Consider the following 13,658-nt stretch of genomic DNA (forward strand, 5'->3'; position numbering starts at 1 on the left):
TTATTTACTCGCAAACAATTTTACATCATCTTCTGAGACCTCTTTGCCTCCAAGAATAATCAGGCGTTCCACAACATTACGAAGTTCCCTAACATTTCCAGTCCAATCATAGCCTTTTAAAAGTTCAATGGCTTTTTTGGAGAAGCCTTTTTGGGCTGTACCCTGTTCTGATGCTATTTTCGTTGCAAAATGGTCAATCAATATCGGGATATCATCTCTTCTATCGTTAAGGGAAGGTACTTTAATTAAAATCACTGCCAATCTATGGTACAGATCCTCCCGGAACTTTCCATCCGCTATTTCCTTTTTGAGGTCTTTGTTGGTTGCTGCCAAAACCCGCACATCTACTTTAATGTCTTTGTCGGTTCCTACCCGGGAAATTTTGTTTTCCTGGAGTGCACGCAGCACTTTGGCTTGTGCCGATAGACTCATATCGCCAATCTCATCCAAAAAAATAGTGCCTTTGTTGGCTGCCTCAAACTTTCCAGCTCTGTCCTTGACTGCAGAGGTAAAAGCCCCTTTCACGTGTCCAAAAAGTTCACTTTCTATCAATTCTGAGGGAATTGCGGCACAATTCACCTCAATAAAAGGTGCTGAAGAACGCTGACTCTTTTCATGCAGCCAATGTGCCACCAACTCTTTTCCTGTACCGTTTGGACCGGTTATAAGCACTCTTGCATCTGTAGGAGCAACTTTCTCGATCATGTCCTTGATAACACCAATTTCCTTGCTTTCCCCGACCATTTCATAGTTTTTGGAGACTTTCTTCTTCAGAATTTTGTTCTCCACAACCAATTCTTTACGGTCCAATGCGTTTCTTACGGTGGTCAAAAGTCGATTTAAATCTGGGGGTTTGGAGATGTAATCAAAAGCCCCCAACCGCATGGTATTGACCGCTGTATCCAAATCACCATGGCCAGATATCATTATGAACGGTACTTCGGGCTTGATTTTTTTTGCTGCTTCCAAAACTTCCACCCCATCCATTTTGGGCATCTTTATATCACAGAGAACTAAGTCAAAATCGTCCTTCTTTATGGATTCAACGCCTTTTAGGCCATCTTCTGCTTCATGAACCTCATAAGCTTCATTTTCTTCACCCAATATCTTTACCAATACTCTTCTGATGGCAGATTCATCTTCAATCACCAATATTTTTGACATAGTCTGTTATTTAAAAGATTCCAATTTTGAACCCAGTCCTAATATAAAGATTTGATTCATCATTCAATAAAAAAACATCTCCGCGATCATCATTTCTCAACTTCCCTTCTTGTTCAAACGTACGTCCGAAAAATGCATAGAGGGCCATCCGTTTCGAGATATTATATTGATAACCTACTGCTCCTACCAACGCTGATAACGAAATTTTGGACCCAATCTGATTTGCTGGCAATGCGATATCATCCTGAATGTTCAGAAAATACCCATCCAAGAATAGTGCCATTTCAAAAGTATGTTTTTTGGTTATGTGATGTTTGAAGTTAGATCGGGGGATTCCTAATGTAAATGACCATTTGGGATGGAACCTCCGGTAGTAACTTACCAACGGTAAGGGAACAGGTAATCCTGTGGTACTATTATAGGATAACCCTAGAACAATACGATAGGGTTTATCCGCTTTGGTGTTTTCTTTCCAAAAGGTAGCGGTGGCATTCATGAAGAAATCATCGGACACCGTTCCATGTGTGAAATTTGAAGCCAATCTAGGGGTAAGAATGGTAACCAAATTCCAATTTTGGTTCCATTTTGTAATAAATCCAAGATTCAGATCGACCACATGAAACCGAATAAGGTCTCTTTTATCAAACGGGAAATCCTGCGAATAACCAATATCAAACCTATTGTATTCAATACCAGTAATGAGGTAGTCCTTTTTGGCATTGACCTTTATCGGTAGATTGAACAGGAATTTATATCGCTGGGTTTTGATACCTGTATCGTTCTCAGGGATATTCAGGTAATCAATCCTAAAAACATCAGAGCTTTGCGCATATGACAGGGAGGCATAAAAGAATCCCATGGAAGCGATAAGCATCCTAAAAGCAGTATGGCATGTCGAGGTTTTTATACTACTGAGGTTTTTGTGGTGGAATTAAATGCACATCGCGCTGCGGGAACGGGATGCTAACACCATTGTCTTTAAATTTTGAATTGATGTTATATCGTATCTCACTTTTTATTTTAAGGTCGCCAAAAATGTCGTTGGTAAAATAATGCAATGAAAACAAAAGTGCAGAATCGCCAAAATCATCAAAAAGCACAAAGGGCTTTGGGTTTTTCAGCACTCTTCTTTGTTCGTCAGCCACCTGTTCCAACAATTGGGTCACTAATTGCACATCGCTTCCATAAGCCACACCAACGCTAACACTTTCCCGAGTGGTTTTATGGTTTTGGGTATAGTTGTAAACGATATCACTTATAAATTTGTGATTGGGAATAATTATAACCTTATCATCTCTGGTAATGGCCCTAGCGGTACGGAGTTTTATCTCAAATACCTTTCCCACCTTACCATCCACCTTGACAATATCACCTACTTGGAGTGATTTATCGACAATGATAAAAATTCCACCTAAAATATCCTGGAACAACTCCTGCAAAGCGAGTCCTAAACCAACAAAAAGTGCCGCTGAGGCCGTAATGACCAAGGTAATATCAATTCCAGCGGCGCTCAGGGTAATCATGACCACCACCAAATAAACCAAATAGTTGGTAAACTTAAAGACACTAGTGAATTTCTGCTTATCCTCAGTTTCCATTTTACGGGTAAGCAGATGCCGAAGCCATTTTAATAGAAATTTGGTGACCACAAACGCCACTACCAACAACAAGAGCAATCCAATAGTTAGGTGGATGGATTTTTCCCCTTGCCCTACATGGATTCCCCAATTCAGAAATTCCTTGATGGAACCCCAAATATCTTCTTGAATGATTTCTTTTATTTCGCTGTTATTGTCCTGCATTGTTATTTAATATCGTAGCCACTTGAACAGTTCCTTGTAAGTTGGCCGTTTGCCGTACATCAAAATTCCAATCCTATAAATTTTTGCCGCCAACGAAACAATCCCTAAAAAAGTGATTATTAAAAGTGTAATAGACAGCAACAATTGCCACAAAGGTACGCCACCTTCGCCAATACCGCCGGGCAAACGCATTAACATCACTATGGGGGATGTAAGTGGAAACAACGAAAAGCCAACGGCTATAGGTCCATGGGGATTGCTAAAAACCGAGAAAAAGCCAACATAAATGGCCAACATCAATGGTAAAATAATGGGAAATATGAATTGTTGGGTGTCCGTTTCGTTATCAACAGCGGCTCCTATTGCCGCATAAATGGAGCTATAGATCAAATAGCCCAAAATAAAATATACCAAAAAGGAACTTATTAAAAGTGCCCAGGGGATGTTCAATATTTCTTTGGCGTACAACATCATTTCACTATCCAATTGTGGCATACCCTGAATACCCTGCGTAAGATTAGCTTCACTTGAAAGGGCACCCAAATCAATTTTAAAAACAAGGGTGGAAATAAATAGTAACAAGGAGGCAGAAACAATCCATATGGCAAATTGTGTAATTCCGGCCAAAGAAGTTCCAATGATCTTTCCCAACATTAATTGAAAGGGCTTTACTGAGGCAATGATCACTTCAATAATTCTACTGGTCTTTTCCTCAATTACACTGCGCATTACAAAACCGCCATATATAATAATGAACATCATTATAGCATATCCAAAAACTCCACCGATAAATGCTTTTATCTCATTGATGCCCTTTACACTTTTTTCTCCATCAAAACTGGATAAATTGAGCTCGAATGGCTTTTCAATATTTGAAAATTCTTTGGATGAAACCCCTAATCCCTCTAACCGCTGTTGACGCAATCTTTTTTGAAAGATATTTTCAAGCCCGCCAATCACATTGGTGTTTGGATTGTCTTGAGTGAATAGATAAGCACCTTCAGCAGCCTCTTCCAAATTTTTCCCAGAGGGAAGATAAATCAGTCCATAATATCCTAATGAAATGGTGGAATCCTTGGCCTGATCCAAAGAAATGTCCTTAAACTGCACGTAAGAAGTATTCGCGGTTGTTTTGAACTCTTTTTGGAAATAATCACTTTGGTTAAGGACGGCAATTACCCTTTTTTCATTGTCGTTAATATCGGTCAGAAATGCTATCAACACAATCATCCCCACAATTAAGATGGGGCTTAAAATGGTCATTACAATAAAGGACTTGTTGCGCACCTTTGCCAGGTACTCCCGCTTTATGATCAATCGCAACTTATCTATCATTGTCCTTTTTATTTACGGTTTGGATAAAAATATCGTTTGCCGATGGTACAGTTTCCTCAAAACGGTTAATGTTGGCCTTTTTGGATAGTTCTGCAATGATATCCGACGTACGATTGGAAGGTAATTGCAGAGCAAAATCCAACTGATTCTCTTTAGCATCAAAATGAGATGAAAGTATGTTGAATTTGTCTTCCAATGCTTTTAAAAATAAATGGCCATCTTGTTGAACCTCCAAGCCAACATTAAAAATGTTGTTCTTATATGCTTTTTTTATTTCGGACAGTTTTCCGTCCAATATTTTCTCTGATTTATGGATAAGTGCGATGTACTCACAGAGTTCTTCCACCGACTCCATACGATGTGTTGAAAATATGATTGAAGTTCCTTTTTCTTTGAGCTGGAGAATTTCGTCTTTGATGATATTGGCATTTATCGGGTCGAATCCGCTGAAAGGTTCATCGAAAATCAACAATTTGGGTTCGTGCAAAACGGTGACGATGAACTGTATTTTTTGCGCCATTCCTTTGGAAAGCTCTTGGATTTTCTTGTTCCACCAGTCACCAATATGTAATCGGTCGAACCAGTATTTCAACCTTTTTTTGGCTTCAGTTTTTGATAGTCCCTTTAACTGGGCCAGGTAGAGTGCCTGTTCGCCAACCTTCATACTTTTATAAAGTCCTCTTTCCTCAGGTAGGTAACCTATATGCGAAATGTGTTCGGAAGTAAGTGGTTCTCCATCAAAAATCACCTCGCCGGCATCTTGATATATAATTTGATTGATTATGCGTATAAATGTCGTCTTTCCGGCACCATTTGGGCCTAGAAGTCCATAAATACAATTTTTGGGGATATTAAGGGAAATATTGTTCAGTGCGGTGTAGTCTCCATAGGCCTTGGACACGTTACTGGCAACAAGGATATCATCCATTTAAGGTGTTTTTTCATTTATTTAAAATTTTTATTGATCCTTGATCAGGATAATAAAAATTATTCTGCATAAATCGACCGCTTCGCTTTCGCATAAAAAGATTAATTATATCAGACTAAATGCCAATAATTAATTTTTTCAAGCTCATTTCAAAGATATGTATTTGCCCAAAAAAAAGGGTACCTCAATAAAAACAAAACCCACCCTCAAATAAATCAAGGATGGGAAAAAAATTGCTATGAAAAAGAAAATTAGATATTGGTTGCCCAACATCTGTTTCAAATATACGTTTTTTATTTAAACAGGAAACTTTTCAGTTAAGAGAACATATCTTTTACCTTCTCGAAAAAGGATTTATCCGATTTCTCAGGTTTAGGCTCAAAATTGTCATCATTCTGCATTCGCTCGAAAAATTCTTTTTGCTCTTTATTTAACTCTTTGGGCGTCCATACGTTAACGTGAACGAGCAAATCACCGCTACCATAACCATTGATACTGGAAATGCCCTTGCCTCGTAATCTTAAAATTTTACCCGATTGAATACCTTGTTCCAATTTAATGCGAACCTTTCCACCAACCGTATCGATTTCTTTTGAACTACCTAAGACCGCTTCTGAAAAACTGATATAAAGGTCGTAATGCAGGTTATCTCCCTCTCTTTTTAATGTATCATGTTCCAACGTCTCAATAGCAACCAACAAATCACCGGGAATGCCATTTCCAGGGGCTTCATTGCCTTTGCCCGAGACCTTGAGTTGCATGCCCTCTTCCACTCCAGGTGGTATTTTGATGGAAACCGTTTCTTCTTCCACGGTTAATCCCTGGGCATCCGCACCACTAGGGCGATTATCTATACTTTGTCCAGCTCCGCCACAGGTATTACACGTGGTGGCCGTCTGCATTCTACCTAAAATGGTATTGGTAATCTTGGTTACTTGACCGCTACCATTGCAGGTGGAACAGGTTTTATAGGTAACGCCTTGGGCTTGTTTCTTCCTTCGGACCTTAACTTTTTTCTCCACCCCTTCGGCAACTTCCTCCAAGGTAAGTTTTACACGAATACGAAGGTTACTTCCTTTAACCCGGCGCTGGCCACCTCCAAATCCGCCGAAACCACCGAAGCCACCTCCACCAAAAGCGCTGCCAAAAATATCACCAAATTGACTGAAGATATCATCCATATTCATACCGCCGCCGAATCCGGCACCACCTTCAAAGGCTGCATGACCAAATTGGTCGTACTTGGCTTTCTTGTCCGGGTCACTCAGCACCTCATATGCTTCGGCTGCTTTCTTGAACATTTCCTCTGCCTTGGTATCACCGGGGTTTTTGTCGGGGTGAAATTCTATCGCCTTTTTACGGTAGGCTTTTTTAATTTCGGCCGCCGAAGCACCTTTGGAAACTCCCAATATTTCGTAATAGTCCTGTTTCATGTGCTTTTAGTTACCGACAACCACCTTCGGGTGCCTTATGATGCGTTCGCCAAGTTTAAATCCTTTCTCGACCACGTCAATTATTTTTCCTTTCAACTTTTTGTTTGGAGCGGGTATTTGTGTGATAGCATCGTGTACTTCAGCATCAAAAACATCACCTTCTTTCACTTTTATCTGCTCAAGCCCTTTTCCTTTGAGGGTTTCTCTTAATTTGTTATTGATAAGCTCCACACCTTTGAACATTTCCTTATCCTCAGACTTTGAAATTTCCTTTAATGCCCTATCAAAATCATCCATCACAGGAAGCAAAGAAACGATTACCTCCTGACCAGCGGTTTTAAAAAGTTCCATCCGTTCTTTGGAAGTTCTTTTCTTAAAATTCTCGAATTCAGCAAAAAGTCTTAGGAATTTATCTTTTTCCTTGGCCAAATCATTCCGTAGCTGGTCTTCAGTAGAAATTTCTTCCTGAGTATCCGTCTCGGTTTCGGCCGCCTTATTTTCATCGTTCAGCTCAGGATTTTCCACAGATTGGGAATCGTTGAGTTCCCCGTTCATTTCCTCAACCTTACTTTTCTTGCTCATATACTCTTGATTTTATCTTTTTTGAAGTGGCAAAAGTACTGCCAATTGTCCAAAAATGTCAAAATGTCACTACAAAACATAAAAAAATCCGCCAAAGGCGGATACATTGTTTTTACAGCGTTTGTTTTCTATATCAACTTCTCGTCCAAGGCTTGAATTTCAGATGCGCCATTCCCACTTTTCGGCTGATATATTTGTTCTAAAGCTTGACCTATGTTTGGGTATTGGAATTGAAATCCTTTGTTCTCGATTCGTTTGCTACTAACCCGCTGAGAGGTAAAAAGCAAATACGCCATTTTGCCCAAAAGCATGTACATAACAAACCTTGGAATGTTTGGTAAAATCAGCGGACGTTCCAGTACTTTTGCCAATTGCTTGGTCATTTTAGCATGCGTCACCGGATTTGGAGCCACCCCGTTAAAGGTGCCATCAAGATTATTTTCGAGGGCAAATACAAATATTTGCGCCAAATCATCTACATGTATCCAAGATTGCCACTGTTGTCCATGACCAAAACTGGCACCTACAAAATTGCGAATGGGTCTGGCCATTTTAGGTAAGGCTCCTCCCAAATTGGAAAGTACAATTCCAATTCTAATTTTAGCCACATTGCATCCAAAATCTTGAAAGGCATCCATTTTTTTCTCCCACTCTTTCACAACTTTACCCAAAAAACTATCATCTACATCGGTAATTTCCTCATTGTAAAAACTGGATAGCGAATTGGGATAAATTCCTATAGCCGAAGCGGAAACGAAAGAGTTTATTCCTGAGGAATCTATTTGTTTCATACCAACATAAAGCGTTTCAAGACTCTCAATACGGCTGTTCAGGATTCTGTTCTTGTTACGGTTGGTCCATCTTTTGGCAATACTAGATCCCGCGAGGTTAATGACCGCAACAACATCTTCAAAGCAAGCCAAATCAATTTCTCCTTTTGATGGATTCCAATAGAAGCCCTTCAAGGTTTCCGCATCAACTATTTTTCTCTTGCTTGTGGTAAGATAGTTAACGGCAATCCCCTTTTTCTTGAGCGCATTAATAATTGTTTTTCCAATCAATCCTGTTGCCCCTGTCATCAACACCTTCATACGTACATTTTAAAGTAAAATTAGTGGTTTCATCCTCAGCATATTGGGCATTAATTTAGGTTTAACATTAATGTTTAAACTTTAGTTTAATTTATGATAATATTTAGGGTTGGATTTAACATGGTATTTAGAAAGTCATTTTTTGGTTGCCCGTAACATTTCCCTTTTTCCAGGGGGACCAGGAAGCCGTTCGACTTTAAAACCTACCGCTTGCAATGCTCTACGCACACTTCCCTTAGCGGAATAGGTGACCAAAACTCCCCCATCGATCAATGCTCTGTACATTTTTGAAAATATATCCTCGGTCCAAAGCTCCGGTTGTACCCGAGCGCCGAAAGCATCAAAATAAATAAGATTGAACAAATTGGTATCATCTATTGATTTAAAATCCTTCAACTGCTTTTCCAAATTAAATCCTGAACTAATTACCGAAGGGGTTTCCCATGGTTCACTGTGCATTTTTATGAATGTTTGGTAATAATCCAACGCGTTCAATTGATCACAATAATCCAATTGCTGCACTTCATCCATTGCTACAGGAAACGCTTCGACCCCAACATAATCAATTTCTAAACCGAATTTATCTTTTTCCAAAAGTGTTATTAGGGCATTTAGACCCGTTCCAAAACCAATTTCCAAAATCTTGATGCTGGCATCCCTAAACAATCGAAGCCCGTGGTCAATAAAAACATGATATGCTTCTTGCACAGCCCCATGTTTGGAGTGATATTGTTCATCCCAATCTTCAATTTGAATGGTTTTGGAACCATCTCCAGTTGTGATTATTCTTCTTTTCACGATTTTACCGTCTATTTAGACTGATAATCAGGCATTCATTACCAACTTCCATTGTGCAAGCTGCACCAAAAATGTTAAATACTTTCGAGAATGAAAAAATCCTAAAATTTCAGACCAAAACTGTTTAATTTTAAGATAAAAGTAAGCAATGCACTAGCTTATTGTTTAATTTTACCCGTTCAAATCTTTTCAATATGGAAACAATGACAAATTCTTTGGTTGTAGAGAAAGCAAAAAGCTCCAAAATCCATGATGTAGATTTTGATAATCTATCTTTTGGAAGCATTTACACGGACCATATGCTGGTCTGTGATTATGTGAATGGACAATGGCAAACTCCAAAAATTGTTCCATATCAACCTATTTCTCTGGAACCTTCTGCAAAGATTTTTCATTATGGTCAATCAATTTTTGAGGGAATGAAAGCCTACAAAGATGAATCGGGCAATGCTTGGTTGTTTCGACCTGTTGAAAACTTTAAACGTTTGAACAAATCAGCAAAAAGATTGGCCATTCCTGAACTTCCGGAAGCATACTTTATGGAAGGATTGACCACACTTTTGCAAATTGAAAGTGATTGGATTCCGACCACACCTGGTAGTTCATTATATATCAGACCTTTTATTTTAGCATCCGGGACCGGCTTCCATGCCTCTCCTGCTGACGAATATAAATTCATTATTGCCTGCGCTCCTTCCGGTGCTTATTTTTCTGGGAAAGTCAAAGTTTTAATTGAAGAAAATTACTCAAGGGCCGCAAACGGCGGAGTAGGTTTTGCAAAAGCTGGCGGAAATTATGCCGGACAGTTTTACCCAACCCAGTTGGCCGTGGAAAAGGGATACCAACAAGTTATCTGGACCGATGACAACAATCATGAGTATATTGAGGAAGCAGGTGCCATGAACATATTTGTGCGCATAAACGATACCTTGATCACTGGACCCACAAGCGATCGTATACTTGATGGAATTACCAGAAAGAGTATTTTGGATATTGCCAAAGATGAAGGAATAGCTACAGAGGTTCGCAAAATTTCAGTAAACGAAGTTGTAGAGGCAGCCAAAAATGGTTCACTAAAAGAAATGTTTGGAGCTGGAACTGCTGCGGTGGTATCGCCTATTGCAGCTTTTGGTTACAAAGAAGTTGATTATAACCTTCCAGAGTTGGAAAACAGCTATGCCTCCTTACTTAAAAAACGAATAACAGATATCCAATATAATCGTGCCGAGGATAAATTTGGTTGGCGATATAAAGTATAGCACCAAAATAAAAAGGGCGCTTAAAAGCGCCCTTTTTATTTATCCAAAATTGCTTGAATATCAGGTTTAAAATAATTGGGTCCTTTCAGCACCTTCCCATCTTCCCTATAAATAGGTTTACCATCCTTCCCCAATTTACTCATGTTGCTACGCTGAATTTCTTCGAAGACCTCTTCAATTTTGTACTGCATTCCATGCTCCAGAATGGTTCCACACAAAATATAAAGCATATCGCCCAATGCATCGGCAACTTCCACAAGGTCATTATCATTTGCAGCTTCAAGGTATTCCTTGTTCTCCTCGTCCATAAGATTGAACCGTAAGCGGTTCTTTTCCGCTCCTAAATTGGCTTTTGGCGCATTCGAGACCCCAAGTCCAAAAGAATTGTGGAAGCGTTCAACAGCTTTTATTTTGCTTTTCATTATCCTTCGAATTGATTTAGTTTTGCATAAAAATATGAAATATGTTCAGCACAGGACAACTAATTTTTGCCGCCCTTTTTGTTATTGGTTTTGTAATTGTTATTATTCTATCGTATAGCAAGGACAAAACCCTCCATAAAAAGAACTACAAAGGTGTTCTGTGGATTCTTATCGCTTTTATCACTTTTGTGATCATTTTGTTTTTGATTAAACATTTTCTCAAAAATTAACAGGAACTTTGAATTCACCACAAAAATTACCTGCTTTACAACTTTAATCAGAGAGTAGCACGTATACTATAGGAAAAGACGTACTTTTGTAGTATTAAAGTTTGGTAAGAAATGACAACCTTTTTCGGTATTCTTTTTGTTTTGCTTATAGTTAACGCAGCTTTATTGATTTTTAGCGTGAATGGAGCTAATAAGAAGTTCAAAAAACCAGTTATCAAAATTTCGGAGACTTCAATTACCAAAACTTCCCCCAGTCAACAACTCTCCGATGCTGAATACAAGAAAGCTGTTTAGTTTGTACCTTTAGGGTATGAAGCAGGTACTTCTTGTTTTTTTGGGCGGTGGTTTGGGTAGCGCACTTAGATTCATCGTTTCCAAACCGCTTAATGTGGTTTTACAAAACTTCTTTTTAGGTACTTTTTTAGTCAACATTGTGGGTTGCCTTCTCATTGGAGTGATTCTAGGCATATCTTCACGCAATAATTTACTATCTGCCAATACTTCGCTTTTTTTAGCTACGGGCTTTTGTGGAGGGTTCACAACATTTTCTGCATTTGCTTTTGAAAAACATAGCTTACTAAAAAATAGTGAGCTCCTACATTTTTCCTTTTATACCATTTCTAGCATAGTTGTTGGCATAATTGCCGTAGCTGTTGGTCTTTGGCTTTCCAAATTGGGAGAGTAATTACCCTTACCACAATATTTTCTTTTATATATCTGCAGAAATCCTTCCAAAGGAAAGTTTCTTCAATCTAAAAAGTCCTGAACAAGCGCCTAGGTTTTAATTTATAAGGTTAAATATTCAAAAAAACTACTTTTTAAATAATATACCCCTAAAATTACAGGGGTAAATTTTAAATAAATATAAAAATTACCAATTACCCCCTATTAATTCAATAGTCATTCATCCATTAGTATATATTTGCCCCATCAATTAACTACTTAATTATGAAAAAAGTTGAGGCAATTATTAGAAAATCCAAGTTTGATGAAGTTAAAAAAGCACTTCATGAAATCGAGGTAAACTTCTTCAGTTACTGGGATGTAACCGGAGTTGGAAATGAAAAACAAGGGCATGTATATAGAGGTATATCCTATAGTACTTCCGATATACAGCGCAGATACTTGGTCATTGTGGTATCGGACAGCTTTTTGGAGCGGACCGTGAACACCTTGCTGGATGCAGCATCCACAGGAAATGTGGGCGATGGTAAAATATTCGTTACCGATGTTATCGAAGCTTACAGAATAAGGACCAAGGAAAGCGGAAGCGCCGGAATTAATTAACCACTAAACTTAACTCACACAATATTTAAAGATTATGGACGCAGGATTATTTACAGCGAATAACGTTTGGATGATGATTTGTACCGCATTAGTGTTCTTTATGCACTTGGGGTTCTCCTTCTTGGAAATCGGTCTTACCAGACAAAAAAATACAGTAAACATTTTATTTAAAAATGTATTTATTATATGTGTTGGACTCCTATTATATTATATAGGTGGATTCAACTTGATGTACCCAGGATTTGAGGATGGCGATGCCGGTTTCTTAAAGTTTGCTGGATTCGGAATAGCCGCACCGGAAGGCGGAATGACCGCAGCATATGCCGATGGCGGATACACTTGGTGGACAGACTTCTTGTTTCAAGGGATGTTTGCAGCTACCGCAGCTACAATCGTTTCCGGAGCAGTGGCCGAAAGGGTGAAACTAGGAGGCTTTATGTTGTTTACCATTATTTATGTAGGATTGATCTACCCAATTGTTGGATCATGGCAATGGGGTGGCGGATGGCTAAGCAGCCTTGGGTTCCATGATTTTGCAGGATCCACTTTGGTTCACTCTGTAGGAGGATGGGGCGCGCTTATTGCAGTATATCTGCTTGGTGCAAGAATTGGCAAATTTGGTGATGATGGAAAACCTAGAGCTATTCCAGGACATAATCTACCTTTGGCTGCAGCTGGGGTATTGATTCTTTGGCTTGGGTGGTTCGGATTTAATGGAGGCTCGGTGCTTTCCGCAGATCCAGAATTAACATCCCTTGTATTGGTAACAACCTCATTGGCCGCTGCAGCCGGTGGAGTATCAGCTTTCCTAACATCGTTTCTTGCATACAAAACCTATGATTTAACAATGTTTCTTAATGGAATCTTGGGTGGTTTGGTCGCAATTACAGCCGGTGCAGATAAAATGTCCCCAAATGAAGCAGTGCTTATCGGACTCTTGGCAGGAATTGTTATTGTTGCCGGAGTTGCTTTAATTGACAGATTAAAATTGGACGACCCCGTTGGAGCCGTAGCAGTTCACTTGATTTGCGGCATATGGGGCACCTTGGCGGTAGGTATTTTTGGTGAACTTGCAGGCTTTGACCAGTTTCTGATTCAATTAGCTGGGGTTGGAGCCGTGGCAACATTCTGCCCTCTAACAGCCTTTATCATTCTATTTGCCATCAAAAAGGTAGCCGGAATTCGGGTGGACGAACAAGAAGAATTGCAAGGACTCGATATTCACGAACATGGAATGGATGCCTATGCAGACTTTAGAATGAACCAGCATTAAAATTTAATAAAAAGGAAACGGAGCGTTTGGCAGAACGCTCCGTTAAATAACCTT

General features: G+C 39.2%; 14 protein-coding genes. 4 read left to right on the forward strand and 10 right to left on the reverse strand.

Translation table 11 applies throughout. The annotated features are described in order from the left end of the window. The 9 genes from ACULLG_RS15210 to mnmD all read right to left on the reverse strand — a co-directional run bounded on the left by ACULLG_RS15210 (position 1) and on the right by mnmD (position 9,133). Positions 1-1,164, reverse strand: coding sequence for a sigma-54-dependent transcriptional regulator (locus ACULLG_RS15210; protein WP_452127655.1), 1,164 nt, complete (start codon positions 1,162-1,164; stop codon positions 1-3). Between the two features lie 10 nt (positions 1,165-1,174). Beyond that, a complete protein-coding gene (locus ACULLG_RS15215) occupies positions 1,175-2,038 on the reverse strand; it encodes a DUF6268 family outer membrane beta-barrel protein (RefSeq protein WP_452127656.1) in 864 nt (287 codons plus the stop codon). Positions 2,039-2,072: 34 nt separating this feature from the next. Continuing rightward, complete coding sequence (locus tag ACULLG_RS15220; RefSeq protein WP_452127657.1) at positions 2,073-2,966, reverse strand: mechanosensitive ion channel family protein; 894 nt, start codon at positions 2,964-2,966, stop codon at positions 2,073-2,075. Between the two features lie 6 nt (positions 2,967-2,972). Next, complete coding sequence (locus ACULLG_RS15225; protein ID WP_452127983.1) at positions 2,973-4,298, reverse strand: ABC transporter permease; 1,326 nt, start codon at positions 4,296-4,298, stop codon at positions 2,973-2,975. Then, a complete protein-coding gene (locus ACULLG_RS15230; protein WP_452127658.1) occupies positions 4,291-5,229 on the reverse strand; it encodes an ABC transporter ATP-binding protein in 939 nt (312 codons plus the stop codon). The genes ACULLG_RS15225 and ACULLG_RS15230 overlap by 8 nt, the downstream gene beginning before the upstream one ends. Before the next feature lie 317 nt (positions 5,230-5,546). Then, positions 5,547-6,662 (reverse strand): molecular chaperone DnaJ, encoded by a 1,116-nt coding sequence (gene dnaJ / locus ACULLG_RS15235; protein ID WP_452127659.1) that lies wholly within the window; start codon positions 6,660-6,662, stop codon positions 5,547-5,549. Between the two features lie 6 nt (positions 6,663-6,668). After that, positions 6,669-7,244: a nucleotide exchange factor GrpE gene (locus ACULLG_RS15240; protein WP_452127660.1), complete on the reverse strand. Its 576-nt coding sequence runs from the start codon at positions 7,242-7,244 to the stop codon at positions 6,669-6,671. Between the two features lie 128 nt (positions 7,245-7,372). Continuing rightward, the gene (locus tag ACULLG_RS15245) at positions 7,373-8,335 is read right to left on the reverse strand and encodes a TIGR01777 family oxidoreductase (protein WP_452127661.1); all 963 of its coding nucleotides are present in this window, start codon (positions 8,333-8,335) and stop codon (positions 7,373-7,375) included. A gap of 135 nt (positions 8,336-8,470) precedes the next feature. After that, on the reverse strand, positions 8,471-9,133 hold the full coding sequence (gene mnmD / locus ACULLG_RS15250) for a tRNA (5-methylaminomethyl-2-thiouridine)(34)-methyltransferase MnmD (RefSeq protein WP_452127662.1): 663 nt from the start codon (positions 9,131-9,133) through the stop codon (positions 8,471-8,473). A gap of 194 nt (positions 9,134-9,327) precedes the next feature. On the opposite strand from mnmD, the gene ACULLG_RS15255 reads away from it, so the two are divergent. Then, positions 9,328-10,392, forward strand: a complete 1,065-nt coding sequence (locus tag ACULLG_RS15255; RefSeq protein ID WP_452127663.1) for a branched-chain amino acid aminotransferase — start codon at positions 9,328-9,330, stop codon at positions 10,390-10,392. A 35-nt stretch (positions 10,393-10,427) separates the two neighbouring features. Here the strand turns inward: ACULLG_RS15255 and ACULLG_RS15260 are convergent, their stop codons facing one another. Then, entirely contained in the window at positions 10,428-10,814 is a 387-nt protein-coding gene (locus tag ACULLG_RS15260) for a pyrophosphohydrolase domain-containing protein (protein WP_452127664.1), read from the reverse strand. Positions 10,815-11,354: 540 nt separating this feature from the next. Between ACULLG_RS15260 and crcB the strand changes: the two genes are divergently transcribed. The 3 genes from crcB to ACULLG_RS15275 all read left to right on the forward strand — a co-directional run bounded on the left by crcB (position 11,355) and on the right by ACULLG_RS15275 (position 13,604). Next, the gene (gene crcB, locus ACULLG_RS15265) at positions 11,355-11,729 is read left to right on the forward strand and encodes a fluoride efflux transporter CrcB (protein ID WP_452127665.1); all 375 of its coding nucleotides are present in this window, start codon (positions 11,355-11,357) and stop codon (positions 11,727-11,729) included. Between the two features lie 263 nt (positions 11,730-11,992). Continuing rightward, a complete protein-coding gene (locus ACULLG_RS15270) occupies positions 11,993-12,331 on the forward strand; it encodes a P-II family nitrogen regulator (protein WP_452127666.1) in 339 nt (112 codons plus the stop codon). A gap of 34 nt (positions 12,332-12,365) precedes the next feature. Then, positions 12,366-13,604 (forward strand): ammonium transporter, encoded by a 1,239-nt coding sequence (locus ACULLG_RS15275; RefSeq protein WP_452127667.1) that lies wholly within the window; start codon positions 12,366-12,368, stop codon positions 13,602-13,604. Positions 13,605-13,658: the final 54 nt, after the last annotated feature.

The sequence above is a fragment of the Flagellimonas sp. 2504JD1-5 genome, assembly GCF_053618295.1.

Excerpts from the sequence above, each read along its gene's own strand:
- ACULLG_RS15210 (WP_452127655.1), bottom strand. The coding sequence starts at position 1,164 with ATGTCAAAAATATTGGTGATTGAAGATGAATCTGCCATCAGAAGAGTA.
- ACULLG_RS15215 (WP_452127656.1), bottom strand. The coding sequence starts at position 2,038 with ATGCTTATCGCTTCCATGGGATTCTTTTATGCCTCCCTGTCATATGCG.
- ACULLG_RS15220 (WP_452127657.1), bottom strand. The coding sequence starts at position 2,966 with ATGCAGGACAATAACAGCGAAATAAAAGAAATCATTCAAGAAGATATT.
- ACULLG_RS15230 (WP_452127658.1), bottom strand. The coding sequence starts at position 5,229 with ATGGATGATATCCTTGTTGCCAGTAACGTGTCCAAGGCCTATGGAGAC.
- dnaJ (WP_452127659.1), bottom strand. The coding sequence starts at position 6,662 with ATGAAACAGGACTATTACGAAATATTGGGAGTTTCCAAAGGTGCTTCG.
- ACULLG_RS15240 (WP_452127660.1), bottom strand. The coding sequence starts at position 7,244 with ATGAGCAAGAAAAGTAAGGTTGAGGAAATGAACGGGGAACTCAACGAT.
- ACULLG_RS15245 (WP_452127661.1), bottom strand. The coding sequence starts at position 8,335 with ATGAAGGTGTTGATGACAGGGGCAACAGGATTGATTGGAAAAACAATT.
- ACULLG_RS15255 (WP_452127663.1), top strand. The coding sequence starts at position 9,328 with ATGGAAACAATGACAAATTCTTTGGTTGTAGAGAAAGCAAAAAGCTCC.
- ACULLG_RS15260 (WP_452127664.1), bottom strand. The coding sequence starts at position 10,814 with ATGAAAAGCAAAATAAAAGCTGTTGAACGCTTCCACAATTCTTTTGGA.
- crcB (WP_452127665.1), top strand. The coding sequence starts at position 11,355 with ATGAAGCAGGTACTTCTTGTTTTTTTGGGCGGTGGTTTGGGTAGCGCA.
- ACULLG_RS15270 (WP_452127666.1), top strand. The coding sequence starts at position 11,993 with ATGAAAAAAGTTGAGGCAATTATTAGAAAATCCAAGTTTGATGAAGTT.
- ACULLG_RS15275 (WP_452127667.1), top strand. The coding sequence starts at position 12,366 with ATGGACGCAGGATTATTTACAGCGAATAACGTTTGGATGATGATTTGT.